This window comes from uncultured Alloprevotella sp. (assembly GCF_963536905.1).
Classification (GTDB): domain Bacteria; phylum Bacteroidota; class Bacteroidia; order Bacteroidales; family Bacteroidaceae; genus Alloprevotella.
The window spans coordinates 1-21,998 of the sequence record NZ_CAUTBW010000031.1 but is presented as its reverse complement, the minus strand read 5'-3'; the positions used below and the strand labels follow the sequence as shown (position 1 = coordinate 21,998).

16 protein-coding genes and 1 pseudogene are annotated in these 21,998 nt (G+C 46.2%); 14 read left to right on the top strand and 3 right to left on the bottom strand.

Features of this window, described 5'->3' with window-relative positions:
- Positions 1-131 precede the first annotated feature (131 nt).
- Positions 132-2,948, top strand: coding sequence for a M6 family metalloprotease domain-containing protein (locus tag ABLA33_RS06780; RefSeq protein WP_347719717.1), 2,817 nt, complete (start codon positions 132-134; stop codon positions 2,946-2,948).
- Positions 2,949-3,049: 101 nt separating this feature from the next.
- Here the strand turns inward: ABLA33_RS06780 and kbl are convergent, their stop codons facing one another.
- Positions 3,050-4,237, bottom strand: coding sequence for a glycine C-acetyltransferase (kbl, locus tag ABLA33_RS06775; RefSeq protein ID WP_347719716.1), 1,188 nt, complete (start codon positions 4,235-4,237; stop codon positions 3,050-3,052).
- A 209-nt stretch (positions 4,238-4,446) separates the two neighbouring features.
- Between kbl and ABLA33_RS06770 the strand changes: the two genes are divergently transcribed.
- Positions 4,447-5,403 (top strand): NAD-dependent epimerase/dehydratase family protein, encoded by a 957-nt coding sequence (locus tag ABLA33_RS06770; protein ID WP_315091691.1) that lies wholly within the window; start codon positions 4,447-4,449, stop codon positions 5,401-5,403.
- 93 nt (positions 5,404-5,496) lie between these two features.
- Here the strand turns inward: ABLA33_RS06770 and ABLA33_RS06765 are convergent, their stop codons facing one another.
- On the bottom strand, positions 5,497-6,276 hold the full coding sequence (locus ABLA33_RS06765) for a hypothetical protein (protein WP_347719715.1): 780 nt from the start codon (positions 6,274-6,276) through the stop codon (positions 5,497-5,499).
- Positions 6,277-6,960: 684 nt separating this feature from the next.
- On the opposite strand from ABLA33_RS06765, the gene ABLA33_RS06760 reads away from it, so the two are divergent.
- The 12 genes from ABLA33_RS06760 (at position 6,961) to ABLA33_RS06705 (ending at position 21,855) form a co-directional block, all read left to right on the top strand.
- Positions 6,961-7,413 carry a cell division/cell wall cluster transcriptional repressor MraZ gene (locus ABLA33_RS06760; protein ID WP_311490563.1) on the top strand — a complete coding sequence of 151 codons (453 nt, stop codon included), beginning with the start codon at positions 6,961-6,963 and terminating at the stop codon, positions 7,411-7,413.
- Positions 7,410-8,336, top strand: coding sequence for a 16S rRNA (cytosine(1402)-N(4))-methyltransferase RsmH (rsmH, locus tag ABLA33_RS06755; RefSeq protein WP_347719714.1), 927 nt, complete (start codon positions 7,410-7,412; stop codon positions 8,334-8,336). Before ABLA33_RS06760 ends, rsmH begins: the two co-directional genes overlap by 4 nt.
- A gap of 78 nt (positions 8,337-8,414) precedes the next feature.
- Complete coding sequence (locus ABLA33_RS06750; protein ID WP_347719713.1) at positions 8,415-8,903, top strand: FtsL-like putative cell division protein; 489 nt, start codon at positions 8,415-8,417, stop codon at positions 8,901-8,903.
- Positions 8,900-11,512: a penicillin-binding transpeptidase domain-containing protein gene (locus tag ABLA33_RS06745; protein ID WP_347719712.1), complete on the top strand. Its 2,613-nt coding sequence runs from the start codon at positions 8,900-8,902 to the stop codon at positions 11,510-11,512. Before ABLA33_RS06750 ends, ABLA33_RS06745 begins: the two co-directional genes overlap by 4 nt.
- Positions 11,513-11,518: 6 nt before the next feature.
- Positions 11,519-12,976: a UDP-N-acetylmuramoyl-L-alanyl-D-glutamate--2,6-diaminopimelate ligase gene (locus ABLA33_RS06740; protein WP_347719711.1), complete on the top strand. Its 1,458-nt coding sequence runs from the start codon at positions 11,519-11,521 to the stop codon at positions 12,974-12,976.
- A 35-nt stretch (positions 12,977-13,011) separates the two neighbouring features.
- Entirely contained in the window at positions 13,012-14,283 is a 1,272-nt protein-coding gene (locus ABLA33_RS06735; RefSeq protein WP_347719710.1) for a phospho-N-acetylmuramoyl-pentapeptide-transferase, read from the top strand.
- Between the two features lie 31 nt (positions 14,284-14,314).
- On the top strand, positions 14,315-15,646 hold the full coding sequence (murD, locus tag ABLA33_RS06730; RefSeq protein ID WP_347719709.1) for a UDP-N-acetylmuramoyl-L-alanine--D-glutamate ligase: 1,332 nt from the start codon (positions 14,315-14,317) through the stop codon (positions 15,644-15,646).
- A 29-nt stretch (positions 15,647-15,675) separates the two neighbouring features.
- Positions 15,676-16,932: an FtsW/RodA/SpoVE family cell cycle protein gene (locus tag ABLA33_RS06725; protein WP_347719708.1), complete on the top strand. Its 1,257-nt coding sequence runs from the start codon at positions 15,676-15,678 to the stop codon at positions 16,930-16,932.
- A gap of 29 nt (positions 16,933-16,961) precedes the next feature.
- The gene (locus tag ABLA33_RS06720; protein ID WP_315091711.1) at positions 16,962-17,666 is read left to right on the top strand and encodes a peptidylprolyl isomerase; all 705 of its coding nucleotides are present in this window, start codon (positions 16,962-16,964) and stop codon (positions 17,664-17,666) included.
- A 505-nt stretch (positions 17,667-18,171) separates the two neighbouring features.
- Positions 18,172-20,001: a long-chain fatty acid--CoA ligase gene (locus tag ABLA33_RS06715; protein WP_347719707.1), complete on the top strand. Its 1,830-nt coding sequence runs from the start codon at positions 18,172-18,174 to the stop codon at positions 19,999-20,001.
- Between the two features lie 73 nt (positions 20,002-20,074).
- Positions 20,075-21,196, top strand: coding sequence for a peptide chain release factor 2 (gene prfB, locus ABLA33_RS06710; RefSeq protein ID WP_347719706.1), 1,122 nt, complete (start codon positions 20,075-20,077; stop codon positions 21,194-21,196).
- A gap of 185 nt (positions 21,197-21,381) precedes the next feature.
- The gene (locus ABLA33_RS06705; protein ID WP_311490552.1) at positions 21,382-21,855 is read left to right on the top strand and encodes a CYTH domain-containing protein; all 474 of its coding nucleotides are present in this window, start codon (positions 21,382-21,384) and stop codon (positions 21,853-21,855) included.
- Positions 21,856-21,897: 42 nt separating this feature from the next.
- Here the strand turns inward: ABLA33_RS06705 and ABLA33_RS06700 are convergent.
- Positions 21,898-21,998 (bottom strand): annotated as a pseudogene (locus tag ABLA33_RS06700) (IS982 family transposase); the annotation flags it as partial.

Here is a 21,998-nt window from a genome sequence, read left to right as displayed (position 1 = left end):
CTTTTATGTTATTGAGGTGTTAAATTACAATATTTTTTTAGGGACGGGGCGAAAAAGAGACAAAAAGTCGAGAATATATTATATCTTTGTGTTTTAGTCCTCTATAATAGATAGTATAAATTCAAATTGATATGAAAAGAGTATTGACATTGTTCGTCCTTCTGTTGACGCTCACTGTTGGTGCTTGGGCCGTTCAGCCTTTGTACCAGCTGGAGTATATCACACAGAGCGACGGTTCGGTTGTTGCCGTTTATCGTCACGGCTCTCGTATGACCGATTTTTTTACCACCCCAGATGGTGCAGTCTTGGTGCGTAATGCCAATAAAGATTTATGTTATGCCGTTGTGGGTGAAAAGGGATTGTTGCCTTCCAACGTTTTGGCTCATAACGAGTTGTCGCGTTCGGTAGCAGAAAAGGCTTTTTTGCTTCAGAATCGCCTGACGGAGGAAGATGCAACGCGCATCATGCGTCGCCAAAACCCAGAGGAGCACCATGCTCCGAATCACGTGATCTATAGTTCTACAGATGATGGTTTGGGCGAATACGGCAAGAGCGGTGTAGGCGCAGTCAATAGTATTGGCGATGTGACAATTCCTGTTATCATGGTGGAGTTTTCGGATTTGAAGTTTAAGTCCACCACGACTGTTGAAAAGATGAATCGCTTTTTCAACGAACAAGGTTATAGCGAAGAAGAAGGTTGTAAAGGTTCTGCCCGCGACTACTTTATCAGCCAGTCCAACGGAATGTTCCGTCCTACGTTTAAGGTGGTGGCGAAAGTGACGCTCAATTCTGGTTATGCCACCTATGGTAGCAACACCAATAAGAGCGGAACAACGCAATGTGTGCGCGAGGCCGTTGCTGCTGCCGTGAGCAAGGGCGTTAACTTCAGAGACTATGCGGTGAATGGTGCTGTGCCCCTCGTGAGTATTCTCTATGCTGGTGGCGGCGAAGCCACTGGCGGAGGTGATGATACACTTTGGCCACAGGAGATGGACATTAACACTACTATGAGTGGTGTACATTTCAATGCCTACTTTGTGGGTAATGAGCTGTATGGTAGCAATAACAGTGATGTGTTGATGGGTATGGGTGTGTTCTGTCATGAATTTGGTCATGCTCTCGGTTTGCCCGACTTCTATGTGACCAACTATGGACATAGAGATGTGACAATGGGCAAATGGTCCATCATGTGTCAGGGGTGCTACCTGCCTTCTGGCTCTGCCCGCGCACCAATAGGTTACACAGCCTATGAGCGTAGTTATCTGGGTTGGGAGAAAATCCCCGAACTTACGGAAGCTGATAATATCACCCTCTACAAAGTGGGTTCCACTGAAGGTTCTAACGCTGCTCTGATTCGCAATGATGCCGACGATAGAGAGTATTTCATTTTAGAGCAACGCGAACCTGGCACATGGTATCCCGAATCTTTTGGCCGTGGAATGTTTGTGCAGCACGTGGCTTATGACAAGCAGTCGTGGTACTACAATCAGCTCAATAATGATGCGGATCGGCTGCGTTGCACCTATCTCTCCGCAGTTGTTACAAGAACAGGCGGAACAGCTGCTGAACTTTTCCCTGGAAGTGCGGGTACTAAGAGAGAGATTACCAAAACGTCCAACCCTTCTTTCATGCTGTTGAATGGAAAAGACTTGGATAAACCCGTCTATAAGATCACGATACAAAATGATGGTTCGGTTAATTTCAATTATCTCGATGCCGACTATGTGGGACATGTTGTGGGCGATGAAGCAACAGATGGAACTTTGAAATATCGCTTTGTGACGAAATCACAAGTAGAAGTTGTTGCTAAAGATAATGGTTCTTATGCAGGTGCTGTTAGTATTCCTGCTGCTTATGTAGAAGGTTCTCACCAGTATACAGTAGTGGGTATAGCCTCTGGCGCTTTTGCAAACTGTGCCAACTTGATTTCTGTTTCGATACCTTCCACCGTGAAGACAATCGCTGCTGATGCTTTCCGCAATAGTTTGAAAGTGCAACAGATTACAGTGGATGCCGCCAATACAAAGTACCACAGTATGAACGGTGTGCTTTATACGAATAGCGAAATTATCTATTCGCCAGAGACGGCATCACAACCTATTGTGGCTAATAACGATTTCGATTTTGCAAGTAACGCATGGAGACTCGATACCAGCGACAGTCCGCTGAAAGCTGCTAACGGTGAACTGACTCAAGACCTCATTTCAGGTCCAGTGACGATGACGCATACACATGGCAGTACGGTTGTCTATATGTATAAGAAAGGAACGAATCCCGCAGAGTTGCGTCTGCCGAAAGATGCAACGCTCTCCTTTGAAGTGCCCGACAATACGCGCATCACAAAGATTGCAGTGACTGCTAGTTTGTGGAATGCTACTTCAGATGCCGCCACTCTTACAGGTAAGATCTGGGAGGGACAAAAACAGAAGGTGACGCTGACAGCTACAGGTAGTTGCCGCATTAGCAATATCGTTGTGACAACATCACAGAAGCACGACTACAACGAGCCTGTTCTGATCTACTATCCAGCAGCGCTCACGGGTAGCTTTACAGTGCCCGCAGGCGTGACACGCATTGGCGACTACGCCTTTGAGAATGCCGCTGTTTCTCAAGTTGTTTTGTCCGATTCTTTGCAGACACTCGGTACTTCTTCTCTCGGTACGGCCGCTCTAAGAGCTCTGACGTCAAAGACAGTGACACCTGCAGCCACAACGGGTAATCCTTTCACCTCTGTGGATCAAACCACTTGTACGCTGACCGTTCCTGCTGGCGCAGAAGCAGCTTATAAAGCCGCAAACTATTGGCAAGGATTCTATGGTGTGCATAGTGGTATTCAGGGAGTAGAAGTAGGCTCTAAGAATGCCACCATCTACGACCTGCAAGGCCGTCGCCGCAGTACGTTGCAAAAGGGCGTGAACATTGTTAATGGTAAGAAGGTCATCTTCTAACTCTACGCAATATTTAGTGAGATAAAAATAAGGGCTGCTCCTTGCGGGGCAGCCCTTGTTGTTTCTGTTTTGAGAATGTGTTTGTACCTCAGTCGGTCAGATTATTTCAGCACGTTGAGTTCTTTGCCAATCTTGATGAACGCATTGATACACTTGTCGAGCTGTTCGCGAGTGTGACCCGCTGAAATCTGAACGCGGATACGTGCTTCGCCCTTCGGCACTACGGGGTAGAAGAAACCCGTTACGAAGATGCCTTCTTCCTGCAATGCAGCAGCAAACTTCTGGCTCAGCGGAGCGTCGTAGAGCATCACGGCGCAAATGGCACTCTGTGTGGGCTTGATGTCGAAACCAGCAGCGAGCATCTTGTCGCGGAAGTAGTTGACGTTCTCCACGAGGTGGTCGTGAATCTCAGTGCTCTCTTTGAGCATCTTGAAAGTCTCAATACCAGCACCTACTACTGAAGGCGGGATAGAGTTGGAGAAGAGATACGGACGGCTGCTCTGGCGGAGCATATCAATGATTTCTTTACGACCCGTGGTGAAACCACCCACAGCGCCACCGAAGCTCTTACCCAGTGTGCCCGTGTAGATGTCCACACGCCCATAAGTGTTGTAGAACTCGCTCACGCCGTGACCCGTTTTGCCCACAACGCCAGCAGAGTGGCTTTCGTCCACCATGACCAGAGCGTCATACTTTTCAGCCAAGTCGCAGATCTTATCCATCGGAGCTACATTGCCATCCATGGAGAATACACCATCGGTGCAGATGATACGGAAGCGTTGAGCCTGAGCTTCTTTCAAGCAGTTTTCCAATTCTTCCATATTGCCGTTAGCGTAGCGATAGCGCACAGCCTTGCAGAGGCGCACACCATCAATGATGGAAGCATGGTTGAGAGCATCGGAGATGATGGCGTCCTCTTGCGTGAGGAAACTACCAAAGAGTCCGCCGTTAGCATCGAAGCAAGCAGCATAGAGAATAGTATCTTCTGTTTTGAAGAAGTCGCTAATAGCAGCTTCGAGTTCTTTGTGAACATCCTGCGTACCACAGATGAAGCGCACGCTCGACATACCATAGCCGCGGCGGTCCATCATATCCTTTGCAGCCTGAATGAGACGCGGATGATTGCTCAAACCCAGATAGTTGTTAGCGCAGAAGTTGAGCACTTCTTTTCCGCCCACCTGAATAGCAGCAGCCTGAGGGCTTTCGATGAGACGTTCAGTCTTGTAGAGGCCAGCGTCCTTAAGGTTCTGCAAAGACTTTTGCAGATGTTCTTGAAGTTTACCGTACATAGTAATTTGGAATTTATATGTTAGATGATTTGTTCCAACAGTGTTTCTAATTTCGACACAAAGTAAATAAGTTTTTCCGAATTTATCAAGTGCTTAGTTGCTAATTTCAGAAAAAAAGATTTCCTTTGCATTGCAAAATGTAAGTAGCAATACTTTCTTCTGTTAGAAAACATATAACTCAAACAAACCAAATATAAGTATTCGTAATCATGAAGAATATTCTCGTGATTGGAGCAACGGGCCAAATTGGCTCAGAACTCACAATGAAGTTGCGTAGCATCTATGGCAACGACCACGTTGTGGCTGGCTATATCGTAGGTGCAGAACCTAAGGGCGAACTTGCAGAAAGTGGCCCCGCCGAAGTTTGCGACGTTACGGATGGTGAAGCCATTGAGCGCATCGTGACAAAGTATAACATCGACGCGATTTATAACCTGGCTGCTTTGCTCTCTGTTGTGGCTGAGCATAAACCTCTCTTGGCATGGCATATAGGTATTGACGGTCTCATTAAGGTGCTCGAAGTGGCACGTCAGCACAACTGCTTCGTCTTCACTCCCAGCTCTATCGGTAGCTTCGGCCCCGAAACTCCTGCCGACCAAACTCCGCAGGATACTATTCAACGTCCGCGCACTATCTACGGCGTGAGCAAAGTTACTACTGAGTTGCTCAGCGACTACTACCACCGCAAGTATGGCATCGAAACCCGCAGCGTTCGCTTCCCAGGTTTGATTTCCAATGTGACTCCTCCCGGAGGCGGCACTACCGACTATGCTGTTGATATCTACTACAGTGCTGTGCGCGGTGAGAAGTTTGTTTGCCCCATCGCACAAGGCACTTATATGGACATGATGTACATGCCCGACGCCCTCAAGGCTTGTGTTCAGCTGATGGAAGCTGATGCCAGTCGCCTTGTCCACTATAACGGCTTCAACATTGCCTCAATGAGTTTCGCACCCGAAGAGATTTTTGCAGCCATCAAGAAGTATCGCCCTGCGTTCGAGATGGAGTACAATGTAGATCCGCTCAAGCAGAGTATTGCTAATAGTTGGCCCAACAGCCTCGACGACTCAGCAGCGCGTACAGAGTGGGATTGGAAACCTTCTTTTGATCTCGATACAATGACGCAAGATATGCTGGAGAAGCTTTCCGCTCGTCTTCTCAAATAAGAGAATCCTTTAGGGTTCTCCTCAAAATAAAAAGCCTCCTTACTTTTTGAGAGTAAGGAGGCTTTTCTATGCTTTCTTCTATTTTATATTTGCCTAAAACGAGATAGCAATACCGGCTTCAATTGACTCGTAGTTTTTTCGTACAGGCACAATCGGGGCTGTATCGTAGATGAGGCGATATGCTCCGCGTAGTCCAATTGTAGGGGTAATGTTGTATTTTAGATCGACGGCTCCTCCAAAGCGAGCTTTCTTGAAAAAACTGTTGTCGGGCTTTCCCTGATGAATAGCCGTTGTTGTAAGCTCCCAATGCTCGCCCAGTTGATGTCTGAAGCTAATGGAAAAGTTGCTTTTGAGGCTGCGGCTATAAGCAAAAGTCCCAGCCGTGGGGTCTGGATACTCCCATTTTTCGAATTCAAAAAACGCTCCCAAAGCGGCAAACATGAGGCAATGATCGCTATTTATAAGTCTATAACGCGATTGTACACCAGTAGAAACCTTGTATTTCATTCCTCTACTATCTGCCCATTGCGACTCTATGTAGGGATATACCTCGAAAGCTCGTTCCAGCAAATAGCGAAATTCGGAATGTACGTATCCTCCGCTCACAGTCACTTTCTTACCATAAGTGGAGAATTCAAGTTTGTTTATTAAATTGATTACTCGTCTGTGCTTTATCAGCAAGTTGAGGTTAGTTGTGTTTTTGAACGTAAGCACATTCTTCTTTTCAGTCTTGAAATCCAAAACAGGCAAGAGAGTTCCCTGTATGGTTTTTGTGCTATCTATCGTCATGGTAAGATTTTCGGAGAATAGCATTTGCGAATATGTCGGAAGTGACGCCGACAAAATCAATAGGAGAAGAAGTAGTCTTTTCATTGTTGAGAATGATTGATGATTAAGTGAGGCTGATACACACGTGGAAGGAAAAGTAGGGTGCTACTTTTGCACGTCTCTGTGTAATCAGTCATGTAAAAATTGTGATACGGTGCAAAGATAGTAAAAAAAGGTAATCCACGCCTCCGCCTGAGGTGTATAAGCCTCTTCTTCTCCTCCCTATAAAAAATAAGATGCAGGGAGAGATGAAAGTCTACACCTATTCAGCTTTTCGCATGGCAGCCGTAGCTACAATAAAGGCGTCAGCTGACACAATAAGCGCGTCAGCTGACACAATAAGGGCGCCAGCTGACAGGCTTATTGTATTCCTCAGCGCAATAAGCCTATTTGCGATTACATCTTATGGCTCTTCTTCTCCTATATTTCCCGGGGAAAAATTCTCTGTGGAAAGTATGCTACAGAGAGAGAAGCGGAAGAACCCTTTATGTGTCTCCGTGGCTACTGGAAAGTTGGACTAATCATTGCGGAGAAAAGGGCAAAGAACTCTTCAACGCAGTTCGGGGAAGAACCGATTTTTTTAGTGATTTTGTAGCCTCTACTTTGAAAAGTAGGGGTTTAAGAATTAGAAGCTAATATTTTAATTATTAGCTTGATAAAAGATTTTCTAACAGAAAGTGGGGAAATGTGGGGAAAAGTCCTTACTTTTGCGGAAAGATTCGTTCAGTCATGCAATTCTCAGGGAAAATTCAGGCAAAGATGGACGCAAAAGGGCGTCTGTTCTTTCCCGCCGACTTCCGCCGTCAGGCCGATGCCGAAGGGGGAGAGCAGCGTTATGTGCTCAAGCAGGATATTTATCAGCCCTGCTTGGTCATCTATCCCTATAGTTCTTGGGAACAAGAAGTGGCTGAATTGCGCAATCGTTTGAATCGTTGGAATCCGAAAGAGGCCATGCTGTTTCGGCAATTTCTGAGCGATGTTGAGGTGTTTAGTCTTGATGCCAATGGGCGCTTCATTGTACCCCGTCGTTTTCAGGCGTTGTTGGGCGAAGATCGTAAGACCGTCTTTTTGGGTCTTGACGACCGCATCGAACTTTGGGATGCTGCTCGCACTGTAGAGCCGTTTCTCAGTTCAGACGATTTTACAGAATCTTTACAGCAATTAATGTCTACACCGCTATGATAGTTACGGCTCCTGGATATCATATCCCCGTTCTCTTGAAAGAGAGTGTTGACGGACTTCAAATCAGCCCCGAAGGCATCTATGTGGATGTTACTTTTGGTGGCGGTGGACACAGTCGCGAGATTCTCAGCCGGCTGGGTTCTAAAGGTCATTTGTATAGCTTTGACCAAGACGCGGATGCCGAACAAAATATCCCTGCGGATGAGCAAAAGTTTACCTTTGTTCGTAGTAACTTCCGGTATCTTCGTAATTGGATGCGCTATTATGGCGTGGAGGGCATTGATGGCTTGTTGGCTGATTTAGGCGTTTCGTCCCATCATTTCGATGATGAATCCCGCGGTTTCTCGTTTCGTTTCGATGCTCCGCTGGATATGCGTATGAATGAGCGCGACGGACTGACGGCTGCCGATGTTTGTAATCGCTATTCGGAAGAAGAACTTGCCCGCCTGTTTTGGCTGTATGGTGAACTAAAGAATGGTCGCCGATTGGCCAATACCATAGTGAAAGGGAGAGCAGACCATCCCATTGCTACTGTAAATGATCTCATCACATTGGTGCGCCCTCTCATTGGAGCCAATCGTGAGAAGAAAGACATGGCAAAAGTGTTTCAAGCACTACGCATCGAGGTGAACCACGAAATGGAAGCCCTCCACGATATGCTTGATGCAGCTATCAATTGTCTGAAACCGGGTGGCCGTCTTGTGGTGTTGACATACCATTCATTGGAAGATCGTATGGTGAAGAACTATATGCGCTCAGGCAATGCCGAAGGGAAGGTGGAAGAGGATTTCTTTGGTAATCGTCTTTCTCCTTTGCGTCCCGTCAATAATAAAGTTATTATTCCCGATGCTGACGAGCAAGAACGCAATCCCCGCAGCCGTAGTGCTAAACTGAGAATAGCTGAAAAAGTGGAAATGAAGTGAAAAAACTGAAGGTTTGATTCCTTTTAGCTCTACTCCATTTTTCTGTATCACACTATTCTCGTAAAAAAGAAAAAATCTATGTCTAACGATAAAGACACGCAGCAGAAAGAAGAACAAAGTCTCGAAGCTAAAAGACTTCGCGAAGAAAGGAAACAGCGCGAAGAGCAGGAAGATCGTGCCGCAGATGCAGAAGCACGCAAGGTTTTGCGGACTCTCACTTCTGATAAAGATGATGAGCATACCAATGTGTCGTTGCGCACAGTGCTGGGTGGTGATATTTTAGCCAGTGGTTGGTTTCGCCGTCAGTTTTGGTTTATCGTGCTGGTAGTAGTGATGTGTATCTTTTATATCAGCAATCGTTATGCCTGCCAAAAAGAGATGATAGAATCTACCAAACTGGAAGATACCTTGCTCGACCGCCGCTATAAGGCTCTGACAATCTCCAGTCAGCTCAAAGAATTGACACGTCCAAGCGTTGTTGAAGAGCATCTCTCCGACACTGCTCTAAAAGTGTCAACAGATCCCATCTATTCCTTGCCCGTAACAGAAGAGGATACCGCACAATGAATTTTCCAAAAGATAAAGTGATTCCGCGTTATTCAGCGATAGCCGTTGTGATGACGTTGATAGGCATTCTCATCATAGGGAAGGCCACTTATATCATGACCGTTAAGAAGCCCTACTGGATGGCTGTGGCCGAACGCTTTAGAAAGGAGAATAAGGTGCTACGCCCAACGCGTGGCGATATCCTTTCCGATGATGGAGAACTCCTGGCGGCTTCAATTCCAGAATATAAGATGTATTTCGACTTTATGTCGTCTGAAAAAGATTCGGTGCGCCGCATCAAAGACCAGTTTCGTAGAGATACATTGCTTCAGAATCATATAGACGAGATTTGTCAGGGCTTACACAAAATATTCCCCGATGTAGAGCCTGCCGAAATGAAAAAACATCTGGCGGAGGGGCGAGAAAAACAGCGCATGAATTGGCCGGTGTTGAAGCGTCGTGTTTCTTACATTGAATATCGCCGTGTGAAGCAGTTGCCCGTGTTCTGTAAACCCGATTATTACGGCGGTTTCCATGTAGAAAAATTTGAGACGCGTAAGAATCCTTATGGGAATCTTGCAATTCGCACAGTGGGCGACCTCTATAAGGGGAAAGATTCGGCCCGCAGTGGTTTGGAACTTTATTTCGACAAGACATTGCGCGGAGTTCCAGGGCGTTATCATCGACAAAAGGTGCTCGATCACTATTTGAGTATTGTGGATCAGCCAGCTCAAAACGGTTATGACGTGCAAACCACGCTCAATGTGCAGATGCAGGACATTTGCGAAACAGCTCTTCGCGACCAGCTCAAACATATCAAAGCACAGAATAACGGCAAAGTGCATTTTGGCGTTTGTATCTTAATGGAAGTGGCCACGGGCGATGTGAAAGCCATTAGTAGTCTAACGCAACTTGGTGATGGTTCATTTATGGAGATACAGAACAAAGCCGTTAGTAACCTCATGGAACCAGGCTCTGTGTTTAAGCCTATGTCGTTCCTCGTGGCATTTAATGATGGCTATCTCCATCTCAATGACCCCGTTTATGTGGGGGGAGGCGTTGTTGATATGTATGGACGTAAGATGAAAGACCACAACTGGCGCTCTGGCGGATATGGCAGTATGGTGGCGCGTCAGTGTATCCAATACTCCTCCAATGTTGGTGTGAGTTATTTTATTGATAAGTTCTATCGCAATCAGCCTGAGAAGTTTGTCGATGGTATTATGAATACGGGTGTGGGCGATGACCTGCATTTGCCTATTCCAGGCTATGCCAAGCCGCGCATCATTGGGCCGAGACAAAAAGGAGAATATTGGGCGAAGACTGACCTCCCTTGGATGAGTATAGGTTATGTAACGCAGATTCCACCTATCTCCACGTTGGCATTCTATAATGGTATTGCCAATAATGGTAAGATGATGAGACCGCGTTTTGTCAAAGCCATTCTAAACAACGGGGAACCTGTACAAACTTTTGAACCTATCGTACAGCGAGAACACATGGCTAAAGAAGAGGCAGTGCGTGACGTACAAACCTGTTTGCGCGAAGTCGTGACACTCGGAGTGGGTAAGAAAGCTGCATCGAAGCTTGTTTCTATAGCAGGAAAAACGGGTACAGCACAGGTGTGGACTTCCAACGGCCGAACAACGGCCTATCTCGTATCTTTTGCTGGTTTCTTCCCCTTTGAGAATCCGAAGTACTCTATGATTGTTTGTGTGAACAAGGATGGAGCTGCTGGTGGAGCTATCGACTGTTGCCCCGTCTTTAAGCGAGTGGCCGAAAGCATAATGGCGCTCGACCGTAAGTCCGATTACCGAACAGCACGTGATACTAATAACATTGCTTCTCCTGTTGTATGTTCTGGAGATATTGTTGCAGCTCAACACGTATTAGATGAGCTAAATGTTAAGGTGAACAATAGTTTAGCGAAAGAAAACGAGAGCGTCGTATGGGGTTCTTCAAATACGCAGCATGATGGTGTTGCGCTTGATCGCACCGTGACAGCTTCTAATACAGTTCCAGATTTGCGCGGCTATGGTTTGCGCGATGCTCTCTTCCGTTTAGAGCAAATGGGATTGAAAGTGCGAGTTGTCGGAGTGGGGCGTGTAACCAGTCAAAGTCTGCTTCCAGGTTATATTTTTAAGAAGGGCGAAACTATCTCCCTGACGTTGGGAGATGGGAAAGCGAATGTGGAACAGACCGATAGTATTCGTAAGATAGAAGAGCAACGTGCTCAAAAAGAACAAAGTGGGCAAGATAGTGTACAACGCTCTACTCAAGCGGAACAAACGCCTTCCACTACGTCTTCTGTGAAGAAAACGGTTACAACGACAGAGAAGCCTGCACCGTCAGCTCCCAAGAAAGAACAAAGCAATAAGAAAAATCAGAAAGAGGCGATTGCTAAGCCTAAAGAAAAGAATCAGCCCGACAGATCTTCCAAGGATAAGAACAAGAAAGATAAACCTAAGGAACCAGCGTTGAAGCCCAAAGGAAATACGGCAAAAACAAAGGAGCAGACTACAAAGCCGAAAGCGAAAACAACTCAATCGAAGGAAACGACCACTAAGTCGAAAAACTCGACACAGTCCTCTTCGAAAGACAAGAAAACAACCGACAAAAAGAAAAAATAAAAAGATATGAAACTTACCGACGTTTTAGTAAAAGTTCAGCCTCTTGAAACGAAGGGGAATATGGACATAGAGATTACTGGCGTACAGATGGACTCTCGCAAAGTGAAGAAAGGAGACCTCTTCATTGCTGTGAAAGGAACGCAGACCGATGGTCACGCCTTTATATCTAAGGCTCTCGAATTGGGAGCTATTGCCGTATTGCAAAGCAATGAGTTGTCCGCTGAACTGTTGGAGGGCGTGACTTACGTTCGCATTGCTGACACAGAAGATGCCGTCGGAAAAGTGGCTACAGAGTTCTTCGGCGATCCCAGTCGCAAGTTGCAACTTGTTGGCGTAACGGGAACAAACGGAAAAACTACTATCGCCACGGTTCTCTATAATATGTATCGCGCCTTCGGGCACAAGGTGGGACTTTGTTCTACGGTGTGCAACTATATTGACGACCAAGCGGTACCTGCCGACCATACCACGCCTGATCCCATTACACTCAACGAACTTTTGGCGCGTATGGTTGAGGCTGGATGTGAATATGCTTTCATGGAGTGCTCTTCTCACGCTATTCAGCAGAAGCGTATCGGTGGACTTCACTTTGTAGGTGCTCTCTTCACCAATCTTACGCGTGATCACTTGGATTATCATAAAACCTTCGAGAACTATCGCAATGCTAAGAAAATGTTCTTCGATGGGCTTGATAAAGATGCTTTTGCCATAACCAATGCTGACGACCGCAATGGTATGGTCATGGTTCAAAATACGAAAGCAACCATTAAAACTTATTCCACTCGCACTGTTGCAGACTTCAAGGGGCGTATTCTCGAAGAATCTCTCGAGGGAATGCTTCTCGACATTGATGGTCGCGAAGTAAGCGTGCGCTTCATCGGTCGTTTCAACGTGAGCAATCTGCTCGCTGTTTATGGTGCTGCCATTATGCTGGGCAAAGAGCCACAGGAGGTGTTGCGCGTGATGTCCACTCTTCATCCCGTCAATGGCCGCTTCGAAGCCATTCGCTCAAAGGATGGGGTGAGTGCAATTGTCGACTATGCTCATACGCCCGATGCACTTATCAATGTGCTTACTACTATCAACGAAATAGTGAAGGGTAAAGCCAGCGTTATCACTGTGTGTGGAGCTGGCGGTAATCGCGATAAAGGCAAACGCCCCTTGATGGCGCAAGAAGCAGCCAACCGAAGCGACAGAGTTATCATCACCAGCGACAATCCTCGTTTTGAAGATCCGCAAGATATTATCAACGACATGCTCGCTGGCCTCGATGCGGACCAGAAGAAGAAAGTAATCTCTATCGTAGACCGCCGCGAAGCTATTCGTACGGCAGCGATGATGGCTCAACCAGGTGATGTTATCCTCGTGGCAGGAAAAGGTCACGAACCCTATCAAGAAATCAAGGGCGTGAAGCATCATTTCGATGACCACGAAGAGATTCGTGCCGCTTTTGGTCTAGAATAAATCTATGAAAAAACCACAAAAAGAATAGAATCATTATGTTGTACTATCTCTTTCGCTTTTTAGAGAATTATGGTGTCCCAGGTTCAGCCATGTGGAGCTATATCTCTTTCCGCTCCCTGTTAGCCTTGATGTTGGCTTTAGTTATCTCAGCCTGGTTCGGAGAGTACTTCATCCGCTGGATGAAGCGCCACAATATCAGTGAGACGCAGCGCGACGCCAGTATCGACCCCTTCGGAGTGCAGAAGCTCAATGTGCCCTCTATGGGAGGTATCATCATTATCGTTGCAACGCTTGTGCCCGCCTTGCTCTTAGGGCGTTTGCGCAATATCTATATGATAATGATGCTCGTGTCCCTCGTATGGTTCGGCCTCTTGGGTTTTTTGGACGATTATATCAAGATTTTTAAGAAAAACAAGGAAGGTCTGTCTGGTCGCTACAAGATAGTGGGGCAAGTGTTGATAGGTCTCGCCATTGGTCTTACACTCTATTTTAGTCCGGATGCTGTGATTCGTGAAAATGTAGAGACGCGCACTGTCAACAATGTAACAGTTGTAACCCATAAGAGTCGGCCCGTAAAATCTACGCAAACTACGATTCCGTTTGTCAAAGGTAACAACTTTGACTATGCGCAGGTTACTTCCTTCTTGGGAGAACACAAGCAAGCTGCAGGTTGGATTCTTTTCGTTATCGTTACTATTTTTGTGATAACGGCCGTTTCCAACGGGGCCAACCTCAACGATGGTATGGACGGTATGGCTGCTGGAAACTCAGCCATTATCTGCATAGCATTGGGTATATTGGCGTATGTATCCAGTCATATTCAGTTGGCCGGCTACTTAAATATCATGTTCATTCCTGGTTCTGAGGAATTGGTGGTGTTTATTTGTGCCATGGTTGGAGCCCTTATCGGTTTCCTTTGGTACAATGCCTATCCCGCTCAAGTCTTTATGGGCGACACTGGTTCGCTTGCCATTGGCGGTGTTATTGGTGTGATGGCCATTATCATCCACAAGGAATTGCTGCTCCCCATTCTGTGTTTCATTTTCTTTGTAGAAAGTTTGAGCGTCATTTTGCAAGTGGAGTATTTCAAGTTAGGAAAACGAAAAGGGCTTGTTCAGCGCATCTTTAAGCGCACACCTATTCACGATAATTTCCGTGTGTTGCCCTCACAGCTCGATCCGAAATGTTCCTATGTATTCAAAAACTGGCCACGCGGAGCTTGGCATGAGAGCAAAATTACGGTGCGCTTCTGGATTACAACAATCCTTTTGGCCACTGCTACTATTATTACCTTGAAAATTCGATAAAAACTGCAACAAGTATAAAGTGTTTACGAAGATGCGTTTAGTTGTGTTGGGAGCCGCCGAAAGTGGCGTGGGCGCTGCCGTATTGGCCCAAAAGAAAGGATACGACGTTTTTGTTTCCGATATGGGAGCGATAAAGGATAGTTACAAAAGACTTCTCGACAGCTATGGCCTGCCTTGGGAAGAAGGGCATCATTCCGAAGCGTTGATACTGAACGCCGATGAAGTGGTGAAGAGCCCTGGTATTCCTGATACAGCACCAATGATTCAGAAAGTAAAGGCTGTCGGTATTCCTGTTATTTCCGAAATTGAATTTGCAGGGCGCTATACCAATGCAAAGACCATTTGCATCACGGGCTCAAATGGAAAGACCACTACCACGTCTCTCATCTACCACATCCTGCAGAAGGCGGGCTACAATGTAGGCTTGGCGGGCAACATTGGTAAGAGCTTTGCGCTGCAAGTGGCCGAGGGAGAGCACGAATGGTATGTCATCGAACTTAGCTCTTTCCAGTTGGACAATATGTACGATTTCCGCGCAGATATTGCTGTTCTTCTGAATATTACGCCCGATCATCTCGATCGCTACGACTTTAAGATGCAAAACTATGTCAATGCCAAGATGCGAATCTTGCAGAATCAGCGACCGGAAGATACTTTCATCTATTGGGCGCAGGACGAATGGGTTCCCAACGAACTGCATAAATACAACTCACCAGCGCGTATGCTTGAGTTTAGCGATACACCGAAAGAAGGGGCGGTGGCTTATGAGGAAAATAACCTATTAAAAATCTCACAGCCTGTTTCTTTTGAGATGGATGCCGACGAACTTTCTCTGCCAGGTTTGCACAACCTCCGCAATTCAATGGCTGGAGCGCTCGCTGCTCTTTCGGCAGGCGTAGCTCCTGAGGTGGTACGCGAAGGTCTGAGCGATTTTCCTGGTGTGGAACATCGTTTGGAGAAAGTTTGCGATGTTGCCGGCGTACATTATATAAATGATTCTAAAGCCACCAACGTGGATGCTTGCTACTGGGCACTTGCTGCCATGCGAACGCCTACTGTGCTCATTCTCGGGGGGAAGGATAAGGGCAACGACTATCATGAAATTGCCGAATTGGTCAAAACAAAATGTAGAGCCCTTGTCTATCTCGGTGCCGACAATAAGAAGCTCCATGATTTCTTTGATAGCTTCGGTTTGCCTGTGGAAGATACCCACTCTATGGCCGATTGTGTGAAAGCTTGCGCCCGTTTGGCTCAAAAGGGCGATACGGTATTGCTCTCACCCTGCTGCGCAAGTTTCGATCTCTTCCATAATATGGAAGATCGCGGTGAGCAGTTCAAGGCGCGCGTAAGAGAGTTGGCCTAACAAAGTTCAACCTTTAGTCATTACAGATCGTGAATAAAATCAAGAATCTCTTTAAGGGCGATCCCGTCATTTGGATTATATATTTCTTCCTCTGCGTCATCTCTTTGGTGGAAGTATATAGTGCGGGTAGCTCGTTAGCATACAAAAACGGCAGCTTTTGGGTTCCGCTCACCAGTCAGGCTATGTTTCTCGCTGTGGGGACTATGGTGGTCATTTTCTTCCATTCCATACCCTGCCGTTTCTTTCGCGCATTCCCCATTTTCTTATATCCGGTGAGCGTCTTTTCTCTCTTACTCGTGGGGGTCATTGGTGCCACCACGAATGGAGCTCAACGTTGGATTGATTTAGGCATCTTCCAGTTTCAGCCTTCGGAGTTGGCAAAGGGAGCGGTTATCATGTCGGTAGCTTTGATATTGGCACAGACGCAGCGTGAGAATGGAGCACACAAAAATGCTTTTAAACTCATTGTTGGATTAGCTGTTCCCGTGGTTTTCCTGATAGCTTTTGACAATATCTCAACTGGCGCATTGCTGCTGGGGGTTGTATTGCTTATGATGATCATTGGACGCGTACCTTGGAACCAGATAGGAAAATTTCTGGGCTTTTGGGCCATATTGATAGCCCTTGTCGTGGCAATTGTGGCTGTTGTTCCTTCAGATAGTGCCTTCTATAAATTGCCGGGTACAGGACGTATGAAAACGGCCAAGTCGCGCATTGAAACAAAACTCAATAATAACGACAGAGAAATTCTTCCTGAGGATTACGACATCGATAAGAACGCTCAGGTGGCCCATGCCAATATCGCTATCGCGTCTTCTAATTTTGTGGGCAAGATGCCTGGCAATAGTGTAGAGAGAGATTTCCTCAGTCAGGCTTATTCTGATTTTATCTATGCCATTATCATTGAGGAAACAGGCCTATGGGGCGGACTCTTGGTGGTGTTTCTCTATGTAGTTCTGCTCTATAGAGCGGGGCGCATAGCCAAGAGATGCGAGAGCAATTTTCCTGCCTTTCTGGCCATGGGGATTGCCCTGCTCTTGGTTTGCCAAGCCGTCCTCAATATGCTGGTAGCTGTTGGATTATTCCCTGTAACGGGTCAGCCGCTGCCGATGATTAGTCGTGGTGGTACTTCCACGCTCATCAATAGCTTCTATATCGGTGTGCTGCTCAGTGTGAGCCGTTATTCTCGTAAGAACGATGTAAAAGCAACGCCTGCTGAACTCAGCGGAGAAACTCCAGAGAGGCGAAAGGTGAACCCTGGGCTCCAACCTGCTGCTGCCAAATAACACAGTTTCCTAACCATTCCGCACGCCTTATGCAACGCATTCTCTTCTTCTTGCTCCTTTTGCCGCTTTTCTCCTTTGCGAACGACAAGCGCGTAAAGGTGCGCTTCGAAACTACAGCTGGCCCATTCACGGTAGTGCTCTTCAATGACACACCCCTTCATCGCGATAATTTCTTGAAGCTCGTGAATGATGGCTATTATAATGGTACGAAATTCCATCGTGTCATTGCCAATTTTATGGTGCAAGGTGGCGACCCGCAAACCCGCAATGAGGCCACAGCCACGCAAGAAATAGGAGAGGGAGGTCCTGGCTATACGCTGCCCGCTGAAATCTTTCCTGTTGGCGATGCTGGGCACCCCAAGCGTCCGCTCCACTATCATGTGCGCGGTGCGCTGGCCATGGCGCGCGAAGGTGATGATGTCAATCCCGAACGCAGGAGTGCTGGTAGCCAATTCTATATTGTTTGGGGCACAACCTTTACACCTGAAAATCTTATGAAGCGTTGGCAACGCGTGCAACAAGCCGTTGGCGATAGTGTGGCTTTGCCCGATTCCGTCCGCGACCTCTATTATTTCACGGGAGGTACCCCTCATCTCGACGGTCAGTACACCGTCTTCGGAGAAATCTTTAGTGGCTTGCCCGTGATTGAGGACATTCAGGCCGTTCCTACCAATCCTGAAAACAATCGCCCTTTAGATGATATTATGATTATCCGAGCCTACGTCAAGGAGTGATAACTCACTATTCAGACTATTCAGTCCCCACTGCAAAATATTTCGTTCAAGCGCGATAGCCCTCTGAGGGCTGTCGCGTTTTGTTTTTCCCTTTCTCAATACATTTCTGCTTCTTGCCATAGCACTTTTAGTGGCGGTTCTTTTTTGTTGTTTTGATAGTCTGTAATTATTTGTTTTTCAGCGAAGTAGTAGGATATAAAAATACAATAAGGATATTCGCTGACATCCTTATTGTGTCAGCTGACTTCCTTATTGCGCAGGCTGACGCTATAAGGATATTTTTGACTACAATAATCCGCCTTTTTTGTCCTTACTTTCTGTGCTCTATCATCTGTATATTTGTGAATTCTCTCTGTAAAGAAAAATGACAGTATTTTTGGATGGATGAAGAGGATTGTAATGAAACTGAAATTCACTTTTAAAGCCTCGATGGATGCTTTTTCTTTACTCCTTCCACTCTTTTTATAAAAAATATGTAACTTCGCATATAATAAATATAAGCGTTATGCTGAATAGACATCACCTCTCAGTCCTCATTCCTGAGCAAGCAAAGAAGTATGGCGATCGTACGGCTATGACCTATCGCTGTTATGAGCAGAACCGTTGGCTGCCGATCTCTTGGAATCAATTTTCGGCAAAAGTGACGGCCGTTAGTCGTTCGCTGTTGGCTCTCGGAGTGGAGCGCCAAGAGCGCATCGCTATCTTCTCGCAGAATAAGCCCGAGAGCTTATTTGTGGCTTTCGGCGGTTATGGTATCCGTGCTGTTTCCATTCCGTTCTATGCCACCTCCAGTGGTGCGCAAGTCATCTATATGATGAACGATGCAGAAGTGCGTTATCTTTTTGTGGGAGAACAACAGCAGTACGACACTGCTGCCGATGTGATTCATCAGTGCAACAACATTCAACGTATTATCATCTTCGATCGTCATGTGCGCCGCCGCGAATCAGATGGCTTTTCCATCTATTTTGACGAATTTCTCCAGTTGGGAGAAGTGGGCAACTACGACAAAGAAATTGAGCAACGCAAGAGCGAGGCATCGTTCGACGACATGGCCGATATTCTCTATACCAGCGGTACAACGGGCAATTCCAAAGGTGTTATCCTGACCTATGCTATGTACGATGAGGCTGCTATTCGCAATGATGAGAATCTGCCTCTTAGCGATAAGGATGTTGTGCTCAACTTCTTGCCTTTTACTCACGTTTTTGAACGTGCATGGTCCTACTTGTGTCTGAGTGAAGGAGCACAGTTGGCTATCAATCTCCGACCGACGGATGTACAGCAGTCGATGCAGGAAGTTCACCCCACTTGTATGGCGGCAGTTCCACGCTTCTGGGAAAAGGTGTATCAAGCTGTTCAAGAAAAAATTGCAAAAGCTTCTTTGGTCGAACGTAAGTTGATGCAGAATGCTTTAGATACAGGTATGAAGTATTGGGCTGACTATGCTTCAAAAGGGAAAACGGCACCATTAGGACTTTCCTTGAAGTATAAACTCTATGACCGTACGATTTATAAACTCGTTCGAAAAACGCTTGGACTCGAAAATTCTAATTTCTTCCCCACAGCGGGAGCTGCCGTTAGTCCAGAGGTGGAGAAGTTTGCACATGCCGTAGGTATCTATATGCTGGTGGGCTACGGCCTAACAGAGTCGACAGCTACAGTGAGCAACGACCATAAGGGTGAACGTATGACAATCGGGTCTGTGGGACAACCCATAAAGGGACTTGAAATTAAGTTTGGAGAGAACGACGAAATTCTTCTGCGCGGCCGAACTATCACCCCGGGCTATTATCGTAAAGATAATACAACCCGAGCTGCTATTGACGAAGATGGCTGGTTTCACACCGGCGATGCAGGTTATATGAAAGATGGTGAGCTCTATCTGAAAGAGCGCATAAAGGACCTCTTCAAAACAAGTAATGGAAAATACATTGCACCGCAGATGATAGAATCCAAAATGGCAATAGATCGATATATTGAACAATGTGTCATCGTGGCCGATAAACGTAAATTTGTGAGTGCTCTGATTGTTCCTAATTACAAACTGTTGGAGGAATTTGCCATCAAGGAAGGACTTATCTACAACTCGAGGGCAGAATTGTGTCAGAATGCGAAAGTGATGAAATTTATTGCTGATCGTATCGACACGTTGCAACAAGATTTAGCGCATTATGAGCAAATCAAACATTTCGTACTGATGCCCGAACCTTTCACCGTGGAGGGCGGCGAACTTACAAATACGCTCAAGGTGAAACGTAATGTGGTTTACCAACGCTATGCGGAAAAGATCGAAGAGATCTATCGTAAGGCCGAATTGCAATACGCCCACTAATGGCATTTATTTATTAACTTTGCAGTTGATAAACGAAAGAAAATAAGAATCTTGTCCGACTTATAACTGAATAATGATTACTTCAGAACAACTCAAAGAAACTCAAGATCGTGTGGAAGCTCTCCACCGTTACCTCGACATTCCCGCTAAAGAAATGCAGCTGGCGGAAGAGAAAATTCGTACCCAAGACCCTGACTTCTGGAGCGATGCTAAACGCGCAGAAGAACAGATGAAAAAGGTTAAAGGTATCGAAAAGTGGGTGACGGGCTACAAAGAAGTGAAAACAATGATCGATGAACTGACCTTGGCGTTCGATTACTACAAGGAGGAGTTGGTCACGGAGGAAGAAGTGGACGCTACCTATGCTAAAACGATAGAATCAATCGAGGCGCTCGAACTCAAGAATATGCTTCGTGAGGAAGAGGACAGTATGGACTGCGTTCTGAAAATCAATTCTGGAGCAGGAGGCACAGAGGCGCAGGATTGGGCCAGTATGCTGATGCGTATGTATTTGCGCTATGCGGAAGCCAATGGCTATAAGGTGCGTATTTCCAACCTTCAAGAAGGTGACGAAGCAGGTATCAAGACTTGCACCATCGAAATGGAGGGCGACTATGCCTATGGATACTTGAAGAGCGAAAATGGTGTGCACCGCTTGGTGCGTGTTTCGCCCTACAATGCACAGGGAAAACGTATGACCAGCTTTGCCAGCGTCTTCGTTACACCGTTAGTCGATGACAATATAGAAGTTGAAGTTGATCCTAGCAAAATCAGTTGGGACCTCTTCCGAAGCGGTGGTGCTGGTGGACAGAACGTCAACAAGGTGGAAACTGGTGTGCGCTTGCGCTACCAATACACCGACCCTGATACAGGCGAGATGGAGGAAATTCTCATTGAGAATACGGAGAGTCGAAAGCAGCTGGAGAACAGAGAGAACGCTATGCGACTCCTTCGCTCCCAACTCTACGACCGTGCCCTTCAGAAAAGAAGAGAGGCGCAGGCAGCTATTGAGGCTGGCAAAAAGAAAATCGAATGGGGTAGCCAGATTCGAAGCTATGTGTTCGATGATCGCCGCGTGAAAGACCATCGTACTGGATTCCAAACCAGTGATGTGCAGGGCGTAATGGATGGTAAGCTGGATGGCTTTATCAAGGCTTATCTCATGGAATACGCAGGCACGGAAAATAAAGACTGAAATATATCTAACAAATACTAACTATTATCCTTTATACTATGAGCGAAAAAAAGAAACTAAAGAGGCAGGTTCGCGATGCGAAGCAAGAACGGCAAGCTCGCCGTATTGTTAATGGTATCTTTATTGGCCTGATTGTTATAGTGGTGTTGTCTCTTGCTTTATTCTCTTTCTTAGCAAATTGACGTATGCCGCTTGAGATTGAACGTAAATTCCTCGTGGCCGGCGACTACAAATCGTTGGCCACGAGCCATTCTCGAATCATTCAGGGATATATCTGTTCGGGGAAGGGCCGTACCGTGCGTGTGCGTTTGCGCAATGAACAGGGATTTCTGACGATTAAAGGACCAAGTCGGAATAATGGATTGTCGCGCTACGAATTTGAAAAGGAAATTACAAAGGATGAAGCGTTCTCGCTGATGATGCTCTGTGAGCCAGGGATAGTAGATAAAACGCGCTGGCTAGTTCCAGTCGGCAATCATGTCTTTGAAGTCGATGAGTTTCATGGCGATAACGATGGATTGGTTGTGGCAGAAGTGGAACTAAAAAGCGAAACCGAATCCTTTGAACACCCCAGTTTTTTGGGAGAAGAAGTTACTGGTGATCGCAAGTATTACAATTCTTCGCTGCGTATCTATCCATATAAAGATTGGAAAAAGTAATTCTTTATAAGAGTTCTTCTAATTAACGTGAGTTCGACGAATTCAGAACAATGCGAGCCGTGTATCAATAGTCCCTTGTACATTGATACACGGCTTCTTTGGAAACAGGCAATAGGCAGCAATTGCCCCTAATAAGTTGACGA

Excerpts from the sequence above, each read along its gene's own strand:
- ABLA33_RS06770 (WP_315091691.1), top strand. The coding sequence starts at position 4,447 with ATGAAGAATATTCTCGTGATTGGAGCAACGGGCCAAATTGGCTCAGAA.
- ABLA33_RS06780 (WP_347719717.1), top strand. The coding sequence starts at position 132 with ATGAAAAGAGTATTGACATTGTTCGTCCTTCTGTTGACGCTCACTGTT.
- kbl (WP_347719716.1), bottom strand. The coding sequence starts at position 4,237 with ATGTACGGTAAACTTCAAGAACATCTGCAAAAGTCTTTGCAGAACCTT.
- ABLA33_RS06720 (WP_315091711.1), top strand. The coding sequence starts at position 16,962 with ATGCAACGCATTCTCTTCTTCTTGCTCCTTTTGCCGCTTTTCTCCTTT.
- murD (WP_347719709.1), top strand. The coding sequence starts at position 14,315 with ATGCGTTTAGTTGTGTTGGGAGCCGCCGAAAGTGGCGTGGGCGCTGCC.
- ABLA33_RS06705 (WP_311490552.1), top strand. The coding sequence starts at position 21,382 with ATGCCGCTTGAGATTGAACGTAAATTCCTCGTGGCCGGCGACTACAAA.
- prfB (WP_347719706.1), top strand. The coding sequence starts at position 20,075 with ATGATTACTTCAGAACAACTCAAAGAAACTCAAGATCGTGTGGAAGCT.
- ABLA33_RS06740 (WP_347719711.1), top strand. The coding sequence starts at position 11,519 with ATGAAACTTACCGACGTTTTAGTAAAAGTTCAGCCTCTTGAAACGAAG.
- ABLA33_RS06735 (WP_347719710.1), top strand. The coding sequence starts at position 13,012 with ATGTTGTACTATCTCTTTCGCTTTTTAGAGAATTATGGTGTCCCAGGT.
- ABLA33_RS06750 (WP_347719713.1), top strand. The coding sequence starts at position 8,415 with ATGTCTAACGATAAAGACACGCAGCAGAAAGAAGAACAAAGTCTCGAA.
- ABLA33_RS06760 (WP_311490563.1), top strand. The coding sequence starts at position 6,961 with ATGCAATTCTCAGGGAAAATTCAGGCAAAGATGGACGCAAAAGGGCGT.
- ABLA33_RS06765 (WP_347719715.1), bottom strand. The coding sequence starts at position 6,276 with ATGAAAAGACTACTTCTTCTCCTATTGATTTTGTCGGCGTCACTTCCG.
- ABLA33_RS06715 (WP_347719707.1), top strand. The coding sequence starts at position 18,172 with ATGCTGAATAGACATCACCTCTCAGTCCTCATTCCTGAGCAAGCAAAG.
- ABLA33_RS06745 (WP_347719712.1), top strand. The coding sequence starts at position 8,900 with ATGAATTTTCCAAAAGATAAAGTGATTCCGCGTTATTCAGCGATAGCC.
- rsmH (WP_347719714.1), top strand. The coding sequence starts at position 7,410 with ATGATAGTTACGGCTCCTGGATATCATATCCCCGTTCTCTTGAAAGAG.